Source organism: Acinetobacter sp. KS-LM10 (genome assembly GCF_036896575.1).
In the GTDB taxonomy this organism is placed as follows: Bacteria; Pseudomonadota; Gammaproteobacteria; order Pseudomonadales; family Moraxellaceae; genus Acinetobacter; species Acinetobacter avistercoris.
On record NZ_CP145906.1, the window covers coordinates 324,469 to 345,232 of the forward strand.

The following is a 20,764-nucleotide window of genomic DNA, read 5'->3' on the forward strand; positions in this document are numbered from 1 at the left end:
CTTACCCACGGAGAAAGAGATGGCAGAGCGCCTAAACAATGATTTTCAATTTCTGGATGTCGCACGCCAAGATCCAGAGAAAAAAGATATCAATGTCCGCAAAGCTGAGTTTGTGGAAATTTATAAACCTTATACCGCGGAAGTGGCTGCAAATCAGACCCATCGCTGTTTAGAGTGTGGTAATCCTTATTGTGAATGGAAATGTCCGGTACATAATTACATTCCAAACTGGTTAAAACTCATTGCAGAAGGTCGTATTTTTCAAGCAGCCGAATTGTGCCATGAGACCAATACACTTCCAGAAGTTTGCGGACGTGTTTGTCCTCAAGACCGTTTATGCGAAGGCGCATGTACATTAAATGATGGTTTTGGTGCGGTCACAATTGGGAATGCAGAAAAATATATCAATGACACTGCATTTGCTTTGGGTTGGCGTCCAGACATGTCTAATGTCAAATGGACTGATAAAAAAGTAGCGATTATCGGGGCAGGTCCTGCAGGTCTAGGTTGTGCAGATATTTTGGTGCGTAATGGTGTAAAGCCCGTTGTATTTGATAAGCGTCCTGAAATTGGCGGTCTACTGACATTTGGTATTCCTGAATTTAAAATGGAAAAAGACGTGATGAAACGTCGCCGTGAAATTTTCACAGGTATGGGCGTTGAGTTTCGTTTAAACACTGAAATTGGTACCGATATTACGATCGATCAATTGCTTGCAGATTATGATGCTGTGTTCATGGGTATGGGGACTTATACCTATATGAAAGGTGGCTTTGCGGGTGAAGATCTTGATGGGGTATACGACGCTTTAGATTTCTTGATTGCAAACGTGAATCGTACCCAAGGTTGGGAAAAAGATCCGTCTGAATATATCTCTGTTGAAGGCAAGAAAGTTATTGTTCTCGGCGGTGGTGATACGGCGATGGACTGTAACCGTACTTCAATTCGTCAAGATGCGGCAGCTGTGACTTGTGCGTACCGTCGTGATGAAGAAAATATGCCAGGTTCACGCCGTGAAGTTAAAAATGCGCGTGAAGAAGGCGTTAACTTTGCGTTCAACCGCCAACCGATTGAGATTGTGGGCGAGAATGGTAAAGTCACCGGTGTCAAAGTCGTGACAACGCAATTAGGCGAACCAGACAGTCGTGGTCGTCGTAGTCCAGAACCTATTCCTGGCTCTGAAGAGATACTCCCTGCAGATGCTGTATTGCTTGCCTTTGGTTTCCGTACCAGTCCAGCGGATTGGTTTGCTGGGGTGAATATTGGTTTAGATGGTTCTGGTCGTGTTGTTGCTGCTGAAAAGCAAGAGTACAAATTCCAAACATCGAATCCGAAAATTTTTGCGGGTGGTGATATGGTACGTGGTTCTGATTTGGTGGTTACGGCCATCTGGGAAGGTCGCCAAGCTGCTGAAGGTATACTTGATTATTTAGATGTTTAAGTCCATATCGAATCGTTAATATAAAAAATCCCACCAATGTGGGATTTTTTTTATGCTTATTGATAGGTCTTGTCTAACAGTTACATTTTGAATATGAAATGAAAAAATAAAATAAAAAATTATTAAAACAAGAGATTAGATCTAAATCTTGCAAAGACGTGTGAAAGTAAGTGTGAAAAAGTTGGCAAAATGTATAGATTCGATTTTTAGCTGTCTTTTTTTGCAATATACAAAAAGGATCAATCTGACAATATAGAGTGAATTAAAACAGTCAGAGTAGGTTGAAACGATGACAGTAACTCAAATGGCGAAAGAAAAATCATATTTAAATCGCCCCAAAGCGCTCGGCATCACCGTCCGCCGTTTATATTATAATCCGAAAGCGATTCGACGACATTTTTTTGCAAATTCGCCAGTGATGTCGCATGTCTTGACGGCATTGTCTTCAACATTCCCGATTGGTGAGCAGTTCTTTGTACACAGTGTCCGAAATGTACGTGATAAAGTCACGGATCAGCGCTTACAAGCCCAGATTGCAGCTTTTATCGGGCAGGAGGCAATGCACTCCAAAGCTCATGCAGAGTTTAATGATGCTTGGCGTAGAGATGATTATCAACTTGATAATTTCCAAGCGTGGTTAGCACGTCGTGATGAATTTATTCGTACAGTTCATCCAAAATTACAGTTAGCAATTACCTGTGCTTTTGAACATTTTACGGCACTTTTAGGCGGCTATATTCTTCGACATCCCGAACTTTTAAGTACGCTCGATGAAGATGCAGCTAAACTTTGGGTATGGCATGCCATTGAAGAAATTGAACATCGAGCTGTGGCGTTTGATACTTATCAAGCTGTTTATAAAGATCACAAAGTCCGTCGTAGCGTGATGCGTAGCGTCACCACGGGTTTTGCAAGCTTAACGTTTTATTCGGCTAGTCGTTTATTTATCCAAGACTATAAAAAAAGCGTACCCAAAGTATCGGGAAATTTGTACGGTATATTTTTGATTACGAAAATGTTTATACAACTTGTTCCAGAGTATCTTTCTTATTATAAAAAGGATTTTCATCCTTCCGAAATTGACTATACAGAAATTGTTGATTTTTGGAAAAACAAATTAGCCACTGAATATCATATGGAAAGTTTTCAACACGAAAATATGCCTTCACTCTATAGCTAAATAGTTGATACAGAATAGTTGATACAGAGTTAAAAAAACCTAGTCGATTGACTAGGTTTTTCATGACTCGAGATAATTATGGCGCAAATTGATTATTTCATTCTACGTGGTTTTTGCCAAGGAAGTGGCCGCTCTATTGTTTCGGGAACATCACCAGAGGTTGATCGTAGACGTAAATGAATTGCTGCTTGAGCGATCAGATTTGCAGATACTGGAGCAGTGATAAATGCCAGCAGTGTAATTAAAATTTCAGCAAATCCAAAACGACCATGAAAGGCAGCATAAATCATTGCTGCGATTAAAAAGCTCCCTAATCCAAGGGTACTTGATTTGGTTGGCGCATGTAATCGCATGAATAAATCGGGCAACTTCACCATGCCAATTCCACCAATAATAGTGAAAAAAGTACCAATGATTAAGAAGATAGAGACTAAAATTTCCATTAAAATTTGCATTTTATGCTCCTAATCTATGACATGGCCAGTGGTGAAATAGCGTGCCAGTGCTGCTGTAGATACAAAGCCGAGCATTGCAATCAATAACGCACCTTCAAACAATGAAGTACTGGCCCAATAAATTCCAAGAATAACCACTAAACAGGTTGCGTTTAAGAACAAGGTATCTAATGCAAGGAGTCGATCTACAATTGAAGGTCCCAACACCAAACGGTATAAGCATAGAAACATGGAAATGGTAATACCGACTAAACAAATTCCCAAAGCATAAGGCAAAATGATCATGAACCTTCTCCTCGTTTGGCATGGAAGATGGACATTAAAGGCGCTTCATAACGAGCTTTAATCTCGAGTATTTCAGCCTCTGGATCATCACTACTCAATATGTGGACGAGAATGTCACCTCGCTCTTGATCAATACCCGCTGTGACCGTGCCTGGTGTAGTGGTAATAATCATCGCGAGGAGTGTATTCACATGCTCATGATCTGTTTCAAGCGGTACGCGAAACCATTTTGGATGTAAGTTTTTAGTTGGACCCAAAACTTGTTTAGCAACTCTGAAGTTACAAATAATAATGTCCCAGATCACGACAAATATGAGTTTTATTGCGACCTTCCAATCAATATTGGGTGTACGAACAATAAAACGTTGAGTCATTTTAGGAATGATTAAACCTAAGATAACCGCAACGATAAAATCAAATAATTCTGCGCTCTGGCCCAACATGAGCCAGCTGATAGCGACAATTACCGAAACAAAAGGGTGGGGCAATACTCGGTCAATGAAAGCGATTTTCTGAGTCATTTATGGCTCCATCGGCTTGAGTTTTGAATCATCAGGCGATTGTTCTAATTCAAGCTGTCGTTGTTCGATTTGGCGTTGTTTATATTCTGAAATATGTTCGCCCTGCAACGTTTTATCACTAATGATGTATGGAATTAAGTGCGCATTAGGATCTGCAGATTCACCGCCATATTTAGTTTCAGGTAAATAGTTTGGATCATAAGGTTGCACACTAATGACTTGCCCATGTTCATCTGTTTTTAAAATAGATTTCGTATAGAAAGCTGAGTCATTCAGTTGCACTGCCGTTTGATGAATATAGTTCATAATCGGATTTGCAAAGATGACATAAGCGACTAAACCCGTCAGAAAAATATAAATGGTGCGATCATTGCGAGCAGGGGAGACTTCAGGAAGTTTTTGGTATTCCTCGAAAGCCTCATCATTTGGGTTATCTACAGGCTTTGTCGCACGCCAGAAAATCACCAATCCTAAACGGGTAAACGCCATAATACTCAACAAGCTCACGATCAAGACCGTAATAATGATGAGGAGTTGATAAGGTGATTCAGCCGTGGCTTGTAAAATAAAAATCTTACCAAAGAAGCCACTAAATGGAGGTAATCCAGCCATCATTAACGCGATAATAAAGAAGCAAATAGACACTAGAGTCTGTTGCTTCATCATCGGGGCAACTTTTAAATGATCTTTAAATGAACCGCGTTGTGATGTGATCCAGCCGCAAAGCAGATAAAAAGTAGCAGCAATAATCGTACTGTGAACCAAATAATATAAAGCGGCTGTCCAAGCATCGGTATTCATTAAGGACAGAGCAATAACGATAGTTCCCACGGATGAAAGTACCATGAAGCCCACAAAACGACGTAAGCGTTCAGCCCCTATAGCACCAATAACACCATAGACAGAGGTTACTAAGCCGATCGGCAATAACCAGCTGGATAAAATTTCGCGAGACAGTTCATCATTAAAGACCATGCTATTTACACGGATAATCGCATAAATACCGACTTTGGTCATAATCGTGAATAACGCAGCCACTGGAGTTGTTGCAACGGCATAGGTTTTAGGCAGCCAAAAACCAACGGGTAATATGGCAGCTTTAATGGCAAATACCACAAACAGTAATAGACCACCCGCAACAGCGATTTGATATTGATCACCCGCTAAAGTGGGTAATAGTCGGCTGACATCCGCCATATTTAAACTGCCGACTGAACCATAAATCATACCCAGTCCGATGAGGAACAAGGCAGATGCCAAGAGATTAATGGTGACGTAGTGAATGCCCAATTGAAATCGTGCTTTACCTTGTCCGTGCAAAAGCAGGACATAAGACGCCATCAATAAGATTTCAAAAAATACAAAGAGGTTAAACAAATCCCCAGTGAGGAAAGCCCCACATAGTCCCATGAGTAAAAAATGACACATGGCGTGAAAATATCGGCCACGTTCGTCCCACTCTTTACTTGCGAACCAAATAAGAGGAACAGCTAAAGCATAGGTGAGTACCAGCATGAATGCAGACAGTCTGTCTAATACCAATACAATACCGAAAGGCGCAGACCATTCGCTTAACTGATAAACAGTGATAACGCCTGTATTGGCTTGAATCAGATAACAGATTGCTGTGATCAAACCCAGTACCATTGAGAAACAACTTACACCACGGCGCCATGGTTGACGCCAGTCATGGGAAAGTGAACCAGAACCAGGATTGCCCAAAAGGACCAAGATAAACGCAGTGAAACCTGGAATTAAAATACTCATTACAGGTGCATGATCAAGCCAAAATTCGAAAAAGTTCATGATTAAGGCTCATCCTCACGTAAGTCGGTATTGACGGGTTCTTCTTTGGAGTCGATATGATCTGTTCCAGACTCATAACGACTGCGTAAAGCCAATTGGACAATAAATGCCGTTGTGGCAAAGCCAATGACAATCGCTGTTAATACCAGTGCTTGAGGTAGGGGGTCGGAAACTTTTGTAGCGTCAGTCAAAATAGCTGGAGAACTGAGCTGTAAACGTCCCATTGAAAAAAGGAAGAGATTGACCGCATAGCCAATCATGGCTAAACCGAGGACCACAGGAAATGTTCGGGCACGAAGGATTAAGTAAATACCGGTGGCAATCAATAATCCAATGGCAGAAGCGAGTAAAAATTCTAAACTAATCATGAATTACCCCTTAGGTACTGGACCAGTGATGCTGGTATTACGGGAATCGCCTAATACTGAAATCATCAGCATGGCTGAACCAACAACAGTGACATAGACGCCGACGTCAAATGCAGCAGCGGATGCTAAATGCATTTTTCCGAGTAAAATAGGTTCTACATAAATATGTGCGCTGGTGAGGAATGGACGTCCCCAATACCAAGCTGCGATACCTGTGAGTCCTGCAATCATCAATCCCGAGCCAATCCAGATTTCATATAGACGTCCAGATTTAGCCTTCAACATTTGCTCAGTTTGATCTTGTCCTAATGCAATATATTGAATAACCAACGCCATTGTTGTGATCAGTCCAGCAATGAAACCACCTCCTGGTAAATTATGACCACGCAAGAAAATGTAAAGACTAACGACAAGTGCGATAGGCAGTACCCAAGAAGTCGTCATACGTAACATCAAGGGTGAAGGATTAAAACGGTAGCTTAAGCCTTGGGTAATGGTTGTTCCGTGAGTACGCATGCCATCCATTAAACAAAGAGCACCAATCGCTGCGATACCCAATACGGTAATTTCACCGAAGGTATCGAAACCACGGAAGTCGACTAAAATCACGTTTACAACGTTGGACCCACCACCTAAAGGAATAGATTGCTGTAAGAAGAACCACGAAATTGAGTTGTGATCACGGGTTAAAATCAACCAAGCAATCCAGCCAACCCCTAAGCCCCCTACAATCGCAATAATCGCATCTCTCCAGCGTCTTGAGCCTGAAGATTCATAAGGAGTAAGTTGTGGTAAAAGAGACAAACTCATGAGCAGCAATACGGTTGTGACTACATCGACAGTGATCTGCGTGAGGGCTAAATCAGGTGCAGAAAGCGTAACGAAAACCATCGTCACAACTAAGCCAATCGCACCACTGATCAGGACTGCTTTAATGCGTTCGTGATGGAACCATAACATCATCCAGCAAGCTGAAAAGAGCAGTAACCAGAATACAATCGCGATCATCGGTGCATGCGTTAATTCGCGTGTACCTGTACTCAGTCCTTGACCGACTAAAGGCATAGCCACAATAACGATTGTGAAAACTACAATCCACAGCAAGTAATTCTGCAACGAGCCTGTTTCAGTCGCTCGTTTTAATTTTCGTGAATTTAATAATAAATGCTTTAAAAAGCTTTCAAATAATAACTTACCTTGTAACTTGCCCAATAGAGGGTCTAAGTCAATCTCACGGATACGACTGCCCTTGGCTAAGCTAAAGTAGAAAATGATACCGCCAATTAAAGCGATGGCGCTCATTAAAAGTGGCAGATTAAAACCATGCCAAATAGCTAAATGCACACCTTCAAAATTAGCCTGATTGATGCTGGCACGAGTACCTGCATTGACGATAGGTTCGACTAATAATGCAGGAAGGATTCCGACTAAAATACATAAGCTGGCTAAAATAATGGCAGGTAAACGCATCCCGATATGAGGCTCATGTGCATCTTTATTTGGAACATTCTTACCGATGTCGCCATCAAAAAATACGCCATGGACTAAGCGTACTGAATAGGTCACTGCGAATAAACCAGCCAATGTCGCGATGATGGCCGCTAAGATGACAAAACCACCCGATAGATTCGCAAGGAGCTCAGTAAAGAACATTTCTTTAGACAAGAAACCATTCGTCAACGGTACACCTGCCATTGCTGCGGCAGTAATCATGGTTAAGGTCGCAGTAAACGGAAGGAGTTGCCAGATTCCACTTAATTTACGTAAATCACGTGTTCCTGTTTCGTGGTCAATAATCCCTGCAATCATAAAGAGTGCAGCTTTAAAGGTGGCATGGTTGATAATATGGAACACAGCTGCAGCCACAGCAAGTGGCGAGCCAATCCCCAATAAGCAAACGATAAGACCCAAATGACTAATCGTAGAATAAGCCAATAAACCTTTTAGATCTTCTTTAAAGATTGCAAAAAAAGCAGCCATACAGAGGGTAAATAGACCGACTGTAGTCACCAGATTATGATACAACGCGGAGCCTACAAAAATAGGCAACAAACGTGCTAATAAGAAAATTCCGGCTTTAACCATGGTCGCAGAATGTAGATATGCAGACACAGGCGTTGGAGCAGCCATGGCATTGGGTAGCCAAAAGTGAAACGGAAATTGCGCACTCTTTGTAAATGCGCCAAGCAAAATGAGGAGCAAAGCAGGAACAAACAATGGACTCGATTGAATGACCGACGTCATTGTTAATATTTCATCTATTTGATAGGTACCCGTGATTTGCCCAAGAAGAACAAATCCACCTAACATCGCTAAACCACCCATTCCAGTGATGGTTAATGCCATGCGCGAACCACGTTGAGCCGCTTCGTAATTGCTCCAATATCCAACCAATAGGAATGAAGAAATACTGGTGAGTTCCCAAAAAACGAGTAACACGATTAGGTTGTTTGACAGGGAGATGCCGAGCATGGCTGCCATAAACAACATTAATAACGCATATAGTTTGCTTAAAGAATTTTTAGGATTTAAATAATAATATGCATAAATATAAATTAAGGTGCCGATCCCAGAAATGAGAAGTGCAAAAATCAGCCCTAATGCATCTAAACGGAAACTTAAATCAATTCCAAATTGGGGTAACCATTGCCATTGTTCGGAGACGGCATTTCCATTCAAAACCTCTTTGGCTTGAGTCAGTAACAGAATAAAGCTTGTTAAACTGACTCCAATTGCCCCTAAAGCTGTAGCCCCGCGAGAGAATTTTTTCAGCCATAGGACAAGAACAGTGCCAAGTATTAACGGTAGTAATATAATAATCGGTAGCACACGTATATCCATAGTGTTGAATAGGTCGAAACCTATGGTGAGTTTTATCTTCCAAATATCTGAGGAAAGCAAAGAGCAATCCAACTACTTAAATTTTGAAAGCCGAACCAATATAAATAATCAGAAACAAGTTGTGTTGCGCAACTTGAAAAGAAATTCAAAAAAAACATTTTTTGAATAAAATGAATGCAAATATTTTATTACACGAACAAAATAACATCAAACGCTTTTGCCCATGTCATCAAATATTATAGCGAATTTGTCTATTTTTTTTGTTTTAAATTCGTTGTGAAGCGAAAATTAAAAATATTAAACAATTTTGTAAATAGAAGAGAGGTCTTCACTGTGTCTATGAGTCCAATGAGCTTTGTCCAAAAACTCATTGATTAAAAACATGAACGGAAAAGTGATCAACATGGTTTTACTCAATAATTTTAGTGCCTAAAAAATACGAATATTTTGATCATTCATTTAAAACTATAGATTGAATCTAGTCATACTAAAATTATCGATAGTTAAAGCTATTTGACAAATGTAAGTACATGCTTAACGAAGAATAATATCAATCACTTTAGTGGATTTAGTGATTTCATATCTGATTATTTTAGTGATAACTGAGCGTAATCACTTTTTTATTCTGGCCTAAAGATTGTTCAGCAATAATATTTGCAATTTGATTACTTTGAATATTGGTTTTGTTGTCTTTATCTTTTTGTTTTGTTTTGATTGTGGATAAAGCGATTTGAACAGCCTTACATCTACTCTCTTTAGAATGATGTTCACAAGTGAATTCTGAAATTGAACCTTGAAAATCAATTTTTTCTGCATGAGAAAGCATTGAGGTATTCAAAAAAATAAAGCTTATAAAAAGTGTGTATTTATCCACCTTCATCTCTCTTCCCCTTAGTTGAGATGTATAAGTAAGATAAATACAGGGCTAATCTTCAAAAAACAAATAAAATTTAATTAAAACAATAAAATATATTTAATTTTGATGTGTGTGTCACTTAATCATATTCAATTGTGACGGTTGCCATACCTCTGACTGTGCCTGGTGTAACGGTTGATGCAGTCTGATAATAACGCGCTTTCATTGGGACATTATATTGTATGTTTTGGTTAGACCTTAATGTGCCTAAGGCTAATTTTTCGCCTTTAGTAATGACTTTATTTTGATTTTGATAATTCCATATAATTTGAGTACTTACACCACGTGCACGAGTATTTGCTGGAGCATCATTATTAATGACTTGATTGTTGGTATTCGCTGCTGCTGTGTAATCAAAATTTAAACTAATTTTATTGGATTCTTCGTAACCTGTTGGGTTTTGACCGCCATTGCATAAAATATTCAAATCAAAAATCTGTTCACCCTGTGTAGAGCCAATCCCTTTAAAATCAGCTTTGTTCACTGTAGGCAATTGTATAACCTTATTTATATTGCCTTGAATTTCACACGATGAAGAAGCGATCGTAATGGCATTGCCATAAACTGTACTTGTGAGAAAAGGCTTAGTGCTCTGACCAGTAAGATAGTAACTACTATACTGTCCTGGAACTAATGTACCAGAACCAGTCGTAGGTGCAGTTTTTATAATTTCAACAACAAAATAACCATTAGCTAAGGTGTAGTTTCTATTCCTTTCTAGAGTTCTTGTGTATGGATAATATCCAGAAAAGTTTGCCGCTGCTTCTGCTTCACGATATAAGCGAATACCAATACCAGGAATATTTGTACTGTAAATAGATGCTCCAGCAGGGCTGAGAGGATAGTTTTGACTTAAAACAGCATTTATCGTTGAAGGTGAACCATTATCACAGTTATATTGTGAACCATTGCTTGAAATAGGGAAGGTTGCTTTTCTTAAGACCTGGCCTACAGCATCACTTGGTCTTACGACAACACGTCCTACAGCCATACTTACATCCTGTGGTCTAAATCCATTTGAAGGAGTGCAAGCTGCATATGCTTCAGTCATACCCGCAGTACAAACCAGTAGAGTTAATGCGCTTAGCGTTTTGAATTTCATTGACATGTAGCCTCTGCCGTAATCATATTTTGATTTTTATCAGTTGCCTGCTGAGTAACATCATAAGTAATTTTACATTGCTCATTCGCTTCATCGCCCCATTTAACGGTGACTGTATCAGCGGTTAGGCTCGTGCGTAGATAAACCATACTCCCTTGAGCAACCATGCCGATATTTTCACCTTGGGAGTTAAATGCTTCAGCTGCAAACGGTAAGGTTTTGCCTTCTTTAGTCAGTCCATGTATGTAAATCGCTTTACCAAGCTTAGTTGCAAAACTGACTTGAGAAATAGAACCCGCATAAGGTGCAATCCGCTGACTGGTCTCTGAAAGCTCTACATCTGTAGACATATTTTGAGGATCAAGCGTGATATCGTTTAAACGATAAGGGGTTACATATGGAATAACAGCATAGCCAGATTTATTAATGCTTAACCCAGTGGTATTGTTGACTTTGGCACCTGCTGCTTCAGGCGCATAAACGAGCACCATAGTTTGGCCTTGATCTGGTCCTAAAAGAACACCCTTAGAATGCGCCACAATATTGCCACGTGCAGAAACCATCGCTTGTTCATATTGATCTGAAATACTATACGAGCCACCTAGTGTCGTGAAATTGGTACGATACTGTGCATTGACATTCATACTGGCATTATCACCATAGGTCTGAGATACAGATGTGCCGTAATTAAAGCGATCATTCACCGTGCCACTCATCCCTAAGGTTATATTGTCTTTAGTGGTCATTGAGTTGAAGTTGACAGAGTTTTTCTTAAATGACCATGGCAGGGACAAGGTCAGCATATATTCCGTATCATCAGTTGTTTGTCTAGTTATATTGTCTTCTACAATACGTTTGATGGCAGATATACCATAAGTGAGGTTGCTGTATGTATTGCTATAACCCATTTGATATTGGCGAGTCGTTTCTTGGCGGTTCCAATAATCAATCCAAGAGCCCGTAGCGTAAATGTTGCCCCATTTATTCGGTAATCCTTGATTTAGAGTAATTTGAAATTCACTACGTTGCTTACCAACATAAGTTGAACTAATGCCACGATCATCTAAATCTTGAACAATTAATGCATCTCGTAACTTATAAAAATTTTCAGTTGAATAACGATATGCTGCGAGCGTTAAATTCGTATTTGTTGGTGTAATTAATTTACTGTAGCTTAATCGATAACTTTGACCTGTTTCACTTTGACGTTTTTTAAAGTCAGCTTGTGAATGTGTGACATCTAAAGATACGGCACCAATAGGCGTTGAAAATGCACTACCTAATGTAAATGCTGAGTAGTCTTCTGAACTTTGAAGGCCCGTAAATCCTGTAATAAAATTATTGATACCGTATTGATATTTGGCTTGTATGATCCATGGATCTAAATGAATGTCTTTGTCACGGAATTGTCCAACAGTAACAGAATAACGACTCATTCCAGGACGAAGCATTTGCACAACCGAAGCATAAGGAACTTTAAAGCGCTGAGTTTCACCGCTAGCTTCAATAATTGAAACTTCTAATTCACCACCAAAACCAGTAGGGTAAAGATCATTAATTTCAAAACTACCTGGTGTTACAGTGGTTTGATAAATTAATTGGCCTTGTTGACGAATTTCAACTTTTGCATTGGTTTTTGCATTACCGCGAATTCGTGGAGCATAACCAAGCATACTGTTTGGAAGCATGCGGTCATCGCTCGAAAAATCTACCCCACGATAGCCAAATGAATCAAAAATTTCACCGTCGGTGTAGCTGTCACCAAGCGTGAATACACCTCGATATTGAGGAAAAGCACGCTGAACATATGTACTAATTGACTCATAACTATTGTTTGCAGTGGTATCGTCATTATTATTTGCTTTGTCTTGCCACTGCCACTGTCCGTTATGACGGAACTGCCAGCCTAAAATATTAGCGCCAGTATTAATTGATGTGAAGGCATTCGTACGTTCTTCATTGCCTTGCATTCTGTCGTATGTTTTATATGCACTACCATTATAAGACAGGAATGCTGCATTGATTCCGCGATTCCAAACACTAGGATCCACATAACCTTGTGCATTTTTCTGCATAGCGACTTGTGGAATTGAAATATCTAGACGTAAACGTGAATTATCATACTCGTAATAAGCATTTTCGATCCATGCATCGATTTTTTTACAAGGTTCTAGTTTTAGATTTTCTGCATTATTTTTATTTAATACATCAGACTTGACACCATATTCAAGTAAACTTGTTTTTGTAAAACAAGTAAAAGCATTCTCTTTATTATCTAAGGCCTTAAAAACGATATGGCGTTTGCCAAACCAATTACCGTTTACATAGACGTCAAGACTATATTCACCAGGTAAAACAGGATTCCCATATTTAAAACGGTCAACATCAATTTTTCTGGTATCACCAATTAAAAAAGCCGAGTCAAATTCTGCTTCTTGAACAACATTATTTGTTTGTTTCGCTTCTTCTGCATGAACGGTGACAGACATACTGAGCGTAATAACGCCATAAACTAAATAATAGCGAACACTATGCTTTATCGATTTTAAATTTTGTTGTTTATTTTGCATAAGGTTATCCGCCTATCTTAATAAAATAGGTTAATTTTTTATGTGAGTTCTATTTTTGGAATTTATTGAATTTTTACAGGAAGTTCCACTCGGCCACCATAATCATTAATAGTGGTAAAAACCATTTTTGAAATATTGGAAGATTTCAAAGCAACACGCTCTTCTGAGAAGGGTTTAAGCATTAATCCTTCTGTAATTAAGTCAAAACGTTTACCAGCTTGCTCTTGGTTAATCGAAGTTAATGTGACATGAAAGGGCGTTACATTTTTAATTTTAAGTTGATCACCCTGCACAGACCATTGTAATTTCGATGGTGCCTCAGCTGAGTTATCTTTAATTTCGCTTGGACGATAAAAGAATTTAATACGCGAGCGAATCGCAAGCTGCAAAAAATTCTCAGGGGTATCCGTTACATTTTTTGAACTTGGTTTAGGCGGAATATCTAAAACATTGAGCCAATATAAAGTTTCTTGAGTCTTATTTAGACTGCCCGATTTAGGTAAAGCAGAGATTCTTAATGTTTGTCCTTTTTTAGACTCTACTCGTGAAATAGGGGGAGTAATCATAAAAGGAGCTTGAGACTGGTCAGGAGTACTACTAGCATCACCCTCATCTATCCAAGCTTGAACCAAAGCTGGAGTATTTCCATTATTGCTGACCTGTAAAGTAATTTCTCGAGCATCAGAAGGGTAAACAACCCGAGTGCCGTGAATAATTATTTCAGCATGTGCAGTAGAAAATGGAAGTAAGCAAGCAAAGAGTCCAATTTTGAAAAGGGGTTGCTTTAAGCGCATAACGTATTCTCATAAAAAATTAAATAAAAAAAGAAAACTAATGTAGCGAGCTACATTAGTTTTTAATTTATAAATTATTGATAAATAATAGTATATTGTACAGAGGTTGTTACTTTACCAGCTGTTGAAGCATCAGTTGCAAAATATTCAGCATAATAGTTTAAATCTGCAGAACCAGCATCAGCAACATCAACCCATTGAGAGTTAGTTTGTGCACCATTCGTACTCGCAGCAAGTACAGGAACAAACAAGTTATTAGAGCCTAATAATTGAATTTGTACATTTTTAGCACCAGCAGTGTCTTGGTTGTTCAAACGACCAGAAGTAAAATCAACAGTTGCGCCTGGTTCAAAATAAGTCGCTACTTTACCTTCTGAACAATTTGCAAGATTAATTGTAAATGGTGTACGACCTGCTACATCACCCGCTTTAGCAAGAGTTTGCTTAGAAACCGTAGGTAATGTAACGGTAAAGTCTTTACCTTGAGGGGTAACGATATCGCAAGTTTTATCAGTAACTAAACCATTAATTGTGATTGTACCGTCAGCTGCATGAGCAGCAGTGATACCAACGAATGTTGTTGCAAGAATAAAAGTAATTTTTTTCATTTTTAATCCAAGAGCAAATCTTATTAAGTTTTAAAAGGGAACTACATTAGAGTTGATGATGTTAACATTACTCATAAAAAATGCAAACAATATCACATTAATTGAATCGTGAAATTTGTAATTTAAAATTGAGATAATCATCTAAAAAAAACAAATTTATTTTCTTTAGGTGTTGGAAGTAATCTCATTCTCTTGTTTTTGTAAAAAGAATTGTTTTTATGTGATTGAATTAAATCATTAAAAATATTTATGATGTGAAAATTAGTGAATTATTTTTGAATTGGCTTTTTGATACTTTCATTTGAAAAATATTTTTTTAATTTATTGGGCGCATCACATAAATAATTATAAAAAATGTAAAAAATATAGAAAAATTCACACAAATTGGTTTTGAAAATTTTGGTGTATGACAGAATATAAGTCGTTTTCGATACTTGAAATTATTAAACTGAATGGTAGAGAAACAAGAGATGAGGTCTATTATTCCAAATGAAAATATTCATAAAATTACTGTACGAAAGATAAATAAAAGTTAAATCAGAACTTAAATTTTTATTAATTTAACGTTTAATTGCTTCATCTTTACAGACCTTGAGTATTATTAAAATTTTTAGGATGTTGGTAGGTTAGAATTAACGGTTCAGCTACAGTAGCTACTTCAGTTAGCGGAGGTGCAGTTGGAGCTGAAGCACAAGCAGCTGCTGCAACTCAACTTAGTTGCGCCGCAGGAGCTATTGGTGCAGGTGTAGGAGAGGTTATTGCAAGTTTAATGCCTGATCCAAGTATTGGCACTGAATATAGTGCTGAAGAAAAATTAAGAAATAGAAATGCAGGAAAAATCATTGTTGGCGTTATTTCAGCATACTCTGGTTATGATGTAGTTGAAGCAGCAAATGCAGCAGATAATGCGATTGAAAATAACAATAATACTCGAGCCTCTCCTAAACGATCTTTGTTCAGTTACATCGCTAAAGAAGGCCGTCGATTATTTAACACCCTATAGCAGAGCAGATGTTAAGATTCCACCAAATGATACAACTGTAAAATAATGGCGTGCTTGGCCTGTTAAAAAAATTTTTATTCGAGAGCTATTTCATGAAAGTTAAATTTTTTTTTAATCATACTCAGGAAGATGAAGGTGGGGAAATAATTTATTTCGCAGCAATTGGTCTTTCTCAGAAAAATGCAAATAGAGAAGATGAATATCTTGAAGATGCTTCAAGTTTTATACAGTCTTTAGATACTACTGATTCAGTACTAAAAGTATTAAAAATACTAAATTTTTGTAAAGGAGAATATTTACTTAAAACAGCTATAATTGATAATGAGTGGGATAGTGCGAAAGCTATGATTCAAAATGATTATATTAGTTTTAAAAGATCTTTCACAAAAGAATACACTGATAAGATACCTCTAGATACCTTGTTTGAAATTTTAACAAAATGGAGAGAGTATTTGTTAACTGTCGATAAAAAAGAAATTGTATTTGAAGTATAAAATTTAGGAAATTTGAATTTAATAATTACCAGTTACGTAGATACTTTTAATTATATAACATCGTTAATTATTAAATCTTCCTAAAATCTTAGATTCTTAAATGAAGTGCAACAGAGATTAAATTATTGGAAAGAAGCAAGATGAGATAGCATTTTGCTTCCGACCGACCAAAGTCAAAGTTGAATCATAAACTAAACTCATCTTACTCAAGAAGAAAGATATCAGATTTACTTCCTGTTACGCGCAGGTTTTTCTAAGCGCTATATCGCTTAGCGTTTAAATCGTAATCATTTCAATCCTAAAAAAATCTCTTCTTATATATGGGCTCTTGTCAATTATTATGCCAACAACATGGTGTTGCACTTCAAACGATAATCTAAGATTTATTTTAGATAGATTGTTTTTGGACATACATAGCCAATGGAATATTCCAAGAAAATCTATACTGATGCATATATTTTATTCATCGTTTGAATTAAATTTTCGCAATAGAGACGCGCTCTCCGTTATGAATTAATTGCAAGAAATTATTTTGTTGTTCAGGGCTCATGACTTGAAATTGTTCAAACATACTTTGAGCATCTAGAGATAAGTTCTCAGGTTCAAGCGTTAATTCATTTTCTACAGGTTCTATATGCTGTAGCAAATTTTGGAAGAGTAGATCGAAATCATTATTTTGAGTGGAGAGATCAACCGAAATTAACTTTTTCTGTTCTAATTTCAAATATTGATAATCTTTAGCATATTCCAACAAGTCTTCACTCGTGCCAGTGGCAATAATTTGGATTCTTGGAAAAGCTTGATGCAATTTATTTAAGATATTTTGAGTCATATCTTTATCAAGTTGAGCATCAATATTATCAATTAACAAAATCCCATCACCTTCAAGACAAGGGTAGAGTTGATTTGGATTAAGTAGACATAAGCGTCTAACGACATCTCCTACCAGCGCAATCCAATTACGCATTGAATTTGAGAGTTGGAAAAATGGCACTGTTTGATCTTTGAAAGTAACCATTAACTGTAGTTTAGGTAAATATTCAATAAAGATATCGCTTAAGTCAGGAAAAACAATATTTAAAGCTGTTTTTAAGGCCTCCATACTTGGAGCATGCATCTGTGCATGTGCTGCTAATAATTTTTGTGATAATCCATCTGTATGTGCATCTCTTCCATCCAATTGATTTTGCTTTTCATTGAATAAAAGTTGTTGTAATAAGTGTGAGGTCTGCGCATTTTCAATGTCAGTGATTTCACGAAGCCATTCGAAAAAACGTGCAAAAGTTGTATAGGAAATAGCGACATTTTCATAAGCCGAGTGGTTTTGAAATACAGCAGGATTATTTTTAGTTAATAGGTTGGTTTCATTTACAAAACGATCTGAGGGGTAGTAGGCAATCAGAGGTAATCCTTGAAGAGGGTCTTCTCTCATTATTTTATGATACATTTCTGCAAGTTGTTCAAGCTGAGCCGTATCGACTTTACTGTGCCCTAAGCCGTTTGCTGTTATGGTTTTAAATAATGTCCAACTACAAAGATTCGCGTTATTTTCCTGTGTGTCCAAGCGCTCTGAAAGAACACCTATTTCAGTCGGAATTTCGACATTGACTTCAATCGTCGACTTTATACATTCTTTTTTTATATCTGCATCTAACATCACCACGCCTGCTGTACGAGAGTCTTTAAATCGAGCAGGAAACCATGTTAAAGCTTGATAAATATTTTTTATAATCGCCGTCTTACCGGTCGATTGGTCACCTAAAATGAGTGTAATCGGCTGCTTGGCGTAATTAAACTCGACGTTTAGATCAGAAAAATGATAGCAATGGCGTAGTTTTATGGATTGTATTTTCATATGTTACCTGCAACTTATCGTTTAGTGTCATGCTGTTGCTTTATCTGGAGCACTTCTTTTGAGTTTCAGTTGTTGCACTAAATCATAAATGTGATGGATATTTAGACTGATTTTAGCACGAGTACATGCGACGTAGAGTAGTCTTAATTCTTCATCACTAATCTTATGTTCCAAGCCATTGATTTTAAATTGGTAGTCATCTTCAATATGGACACGGTTCCACTCTAAACCTTTTGCTTTGTGTGCTGTCGAGATGACGTAATCCGCTTGCTCAATCGGAGTGATTTTCGCCAGAGCTTTTTTGAGCGGATCAGTTCCATGATCATCTACCAGTTTAACCAAGGGTTTAATATCACTTCCATCATTGGTTTCACAATATTCATGAACATCATGCCAAGAATTAAACCAAGCGAGTTCTGGTACATCGACCACTCGTTTGCCTTGCTTGAGTAAACTTGCTGCATCCACAAAGCGATTTAACTTTACATGATCGGCCTGAAGACTGACTTTATCACCTTGCACCAAACCTGCGAGTAGTAGCTCCATTGCACGCGCATTGGTTCGACAAAGAATCGCATCGCGCATTTTGGTATGCGGTTTATTTACGACGGATGATTTGACATCTGGATTGCCGATTAAAGGTACGGTTTCGTTAAGTGCACCCAAAAGTCGATTTGCCACATCAGCGATTGCATCGCCAAAACGGAAAGAGGTTGTTAAACGCGATTCAGGAAGAGGCATTTGTTGCATTGCATTGACCGCTCCACGCCATGCATAAATTTGTTGATGTGCATCGCCAACATAAACGACTTGGGTGCTGCGCTGCTTGAGTAAAATACCGAGCATTAACGGATCTGCATCTTGCGCTTCATCAAATAAAACGTAATCGGCAGGAATAAAGGGATCTGATAACGCCCACAATTTTAAATAAATATCGTGCCCAATTCCTGCTTGATGATTTTGATCAATTGATTCAAGCCAGCGACGTTCAACAGCGGGGTAAAGGTGCTTTTGTAATGATTCGATATCATCGGCATGCAACCAACTCGGTGCTTGAATATGACGTGGTGCAGGGTATTGAGAACTGGTAGAACAGAAATAACTGACAGCATTGGCAACAAGACTCGCTAGGCGACTCGGTAAAAGGACATATTTTTCATAACGCCCGCCCATCAGTCTTCGAAGTGTAACTGGTTCTAGTCGGTACTCTTTGGCAATAAAACTTGGGCTTAGACGTGGTAAGCGCAGTTTGTCGGTCACTCCACGTGGAACGCTTCTAAATGCCAATGAATGGAACGTTCGACAGTCGACATTGCCATGAAATTTATTTTGAGCTTCGGTAGCAATCGCTTTGTTAAATGCCAAATACATACCGCGGCGGTGCTGCATGGCATCACTCACCAATTTTAATGTCGTGGTTTTACCTGTGCCTGCGTAGGCAATCACCTTAAAAGATTCACCTTTGTGTGCTTGCTCAATCGCAAATTGTTGTTCTAGTGTCGCTTTTATAATATCTGGCACAGTGGTATCGAGTCTTTTAAAGTGAATCAAAATTGATCGATGAGTATAGCAAGAAAACACTCAAAACAGGCAGATCAATTTGGATGATATGACCAGATGTTCATCGCCGAATTAAAGAAATTATATTTCAAATAGAGAAATTGAAAATCTAAAAAAACCATGCAGGTGCATGGCTTTAAAGGTCTTAGATTTACAGTTAAAACTAGTGACTACGATTGGCTTTTTCAACTAAGCCTGAAAGTCCTTGACGACGTGCCAGTTCATTCAGAACCAATTGAATATCAAGATCAAAATAACCAAGCATCACAATGGTATGAAACCAAACATCAGCCACTTCATAGATCAAATCATTTTTATTGTCTTCATTGACCGTAGCTTGAAACTCTTTAGCAGCAATCACCGTTTCAAAACTTTCTTCACCGATTTTTTCTAAAATCTTGTTTAAGCCTTTGTGGTAAAGCTTAGCAACATAAGAAGACTCTGGATCAGCACCTTTACGTTCAGCCATCATTTGTCCGAGATAGCTCAGAACATCCACTTGTTCAGCTTGAGCATTAGATGCATTCATGACTTGAGTATGTGTATGGGCTGATTCTTTACCGTAAATGCTTTTGGGATCTTTAAGTTGAGTATCAACAATTTCCCAGCCCTTTGGCGTCAGTTTTCTGTAGAAGCAAGACTCGCGACCTGTATGGCAGGCGATACCGCCGTGTTGTTCTATTTGCAGTACGATGACATCTGCATCGCAATCTAAACGGATTTCATGAACCGTTTGAAAATGACCAGATTCTTCACCTTTATGCCAGAGCTTTTGGCGTGAGCGAGAGAAATAAACGGCTTGGTTCTTCTCGGCAGTCATGCTTAATGCTTCACGATTCATCCAGGCAACCATCAAAATGCGTCCAGTCTGATGATGTTGAGCAATAGCAGGAATAAGTCCTTGTTCGTTAAATTTTACTTCATCGAGCCATTGCACATTGTTCATGAGAATTTCACCAAAATAG

The 20,764-nt window shown here is 38.3% G+C and carries 18 protein-coding genes; 4 read left to right on the plus strand and 14 right to left on the minus strand.

From position 1 onward, the window contains the following. Positions 1–19: 19 nt before the first annotated feature. Together V5M36_RS01440 and V5M36_RS01445 are read left to right on the plus strand one after the other, a co-directional pair. On the plus strand, positions 20–1,441 hold the full coding sequence (locus V5M36_RS01440) for an FAD-dependent oxidoreductase (protein ID WP_338561267.1): 1,422 nt from the start codon (positions 20–22) through the stop codon (positions 1,439–1,441). Between the two features lie 289 nt (positions 1,442–1,730). Continuing rightward, positions 1,731–2,621: a metal-dependent hydrolase gene (locus V5M36_RS01445; RefSeq protein ID WP_338561269.1), complete on the plus strand. Its 891-nt coding sequence runs from the start codon at positions 1,731–1,733 to the stop codon at positions 2,619–2,621. Positions 2,622–2,713: 92 nt separating this feature from the next. Here V5M36_RS01445 and V5M36_RS01450 read toward each other — a convergent pair whose 3' ends face one another. The 11 genes from V5M36_RS01450 to V5M36_RS01500 all read right to left on the minus strand — a co-directional run bounded on the left by V5M36_RS01450 (position 2,714) and on the right by V5M36_RS01500 (position 14,887). Continuing rightward, positions 2,714–3,076 carry a Na+/H+ antiporter subunit G gene (locus V5M36_RS01450; protein ID WP_338561271.1) on the minus strand — a complete coding sequence of 121 codons (363 nt, stop codon included), beginning with the start codon at positions 3,074–3,076 and terminating at the stop codon, positions 2,714–2,716. A 9-nt stretch (positions 3,077–3,085) separates the two neighbouring features. Then, on the minus strand, positions 3,086–3,361 hold the full coding sequence (locus V5M36_RS01455; RefSeq protein ID WP_338561272.1) for a monovalent cation/H+ antiporter subunit F: 276 nt from the start codon (positions 3,359–3,361) through the stop codon (positions 3,086–3,088). Beyond that, a complete protein-coding gene (locus V5M36_RS01460) occupies positions 3,358–3,882 on the minus strand; it encodes a Na+/H+ antiporter subunit E (protein ID WP_338561273.1) in 525 nt (174 codons plus the stop codon). Before V5M36_RS01460 ends, V5M36_RS01455 begins: the two co-directional genes overlap by 4 nt. Beyond that, positions 3,883–5,688, minus strand: coding sequence for a monovalent cation/H+ antiporter subunit D (locus V5M36_RS01465; protein WP_445206300.1), 1,806 nt, complete (start codon positions 5,686–5,688; stop codon positions 3,883–3,885). Between the two features lie 2 nt (positions 5,689–5,690). After that, complete coding sequence (locus V5M36_RS01470; RefSeq protein ID WP_338561274.1) at positions 5,691–6,056, minus strand: Na+/H+ antiporter subunit C; 366 nt, start codon at positions 6,054–6,056, stop codon at positions 5,691–5,693. 3 nt (positions 6,057–6,059) lie between these two features. Beyond that, positions 6,060–8,897, minus strand: coding sequence for a monovalent cation/H+ antiporter subunit A (locus V5M36_RS01475; RefSeq protein WP_338563977.1), 2,838 nt, complete (start codon positions 8,895–8,897; stop codon positions 6,060–6,062). 592 nt (positions 8,898–9,489) lie between these two features. Further along, a complete protein-coding gene (locus tag V5M36_RS01480) occupies positions 9,490–9,723 on the minus strand; it encodes a hypothetical protein (protein ID WP_338561276.1) in 234 nt (77 codons plus the stop codon). Between the two features lie 169 nt (positions 9,724–9,892). After that, positions 9,893–10,915 (minus strand): fimbrial protein, encoded by a 1,023-nt coding sequence (locus tag V5M36_RS01485; protein WP_338561278.1) that lies wholly within the window; start codon positions 10,913–10,915, stop codon positions 9,893–9,895. Continuing rightward, positions 10,912–13,485 (minus strand): fimbria/pilus outer membrane usher protein, encoded by a 2,574-nt coding sequence (locus V5M36_RS01490; RefSeq protein ID WP_338561279.1) that lies wholly within the window; start codon positions 13,483–13,485, stop codon positions 10,912–10,914. The genes V5M36_RS01485 and V5M36_RS01490 overlap by 4 nt, the downstream gene beginning before the upstream one ends. Before the next feature lie 62 nt (positions 13,486–13,547). Further along, positions 13,548–14,279: a fimbrial biogenesis chaperone gene (locus V5M36_RS01495; RefSeq protein WP_338561281.1), complete on the minus strand. Its 732-nt coding sequence runs from the start codon at positions 14,277–14,279 to the stop codon at positions 13,548–13,550. A gap of 74 nt (positions 14,280–14,353) precedes the next feature. After that, positions 14,354–14,887 (minus strand): fimbrial protein, encoded by a 534-nt coding sequence (locus V5M36_RS01500; protein WP_338561283.1) that lies wholly within the window; start codon positions 14,885–14,887, stop codon positions 14,354–14,356. A gap of 769 nt (positions 14,888–15,656) precedes the next feature. Between V5M36_RS01500 and V5M36_RS01505 the strand changes: the two genes are divergently transcribed. Both V5M36_RS01505 and V5M36_RS01510 read left to right on the plus strand, forming a co-directional pair. Beyond that, positions 15,657–15,890 carry a VENN motif pre-toxin domain-containing protein gene (locus V5M36_RS01505; protein ID WP_338561285.1) on the plus strand — a complete coding sequence of 78 codons (234 nt, stop codon included), beginning with the start codon at positions 15,657–15,659 and terminating at the stop codon, positions 15,888–15,890. Between the two features lie 92 nt (positions 15,891–15,982). Then, the gene (locus V5M36_RS01510) at positions 15,983–16,384 is read left to right on the plus strand and encodes a hypothetical protein (RefSeq protein WP_338561287.1); all 402 of its coding nucleotides are present in this window, start codon (positions 15,983–15,985) and stop codon (positions 16,382–16,384) included. 475 nt (positions 16,385–16,859) lie between these two features. Here V5M36_RS01510 and V5M36_RS01515 read toward each other — a convergent pair whose 3' ends face one another. From V5M36_RS01515 to hisIE, 3 genes are all read right to left on the minus strand, one after another. Further along, a complete protein-coding gene (locus tag V5M36_RS01515; RefSeq protein WP_338561289.1) occupies positions 16,860–18,239 on the minus strand; it encodes an AAA family ATPase in 1,380 nt (459 codons plus the stop codon). 27 nt (positions 18,240–18,266) lie between these two features. Further along, the gene (locus V5M36_RS01520; RefSeq protein ID WP_338561291.1) at positions 18,267–19,760 is read right to left on the minus strand and encodes an AAA family ATPase; all 1,494 of its coding nucleotides are present in this window, start codon (positions 19,758–19,760) and stop codon (positions 18,267–18,269) included. 202 nt (positions 19,761–19,962) lie between these two features. Continuing rightward, a complete protein-coding gene (gene hisIE, locus V5M36_RS01525) occupies positions 19,963–20,745 on the minus strand; it encodes a bifunctional phosphoribosyl-AMP cyclohydrolase/phosphoribosyl-ATP diphosphatase HisIE (protein WP_338561293.1) in 783 nt (260 codons plus the stop codon). Positions 20,746–20,764 lie beyond the last annotated feature (19 nt).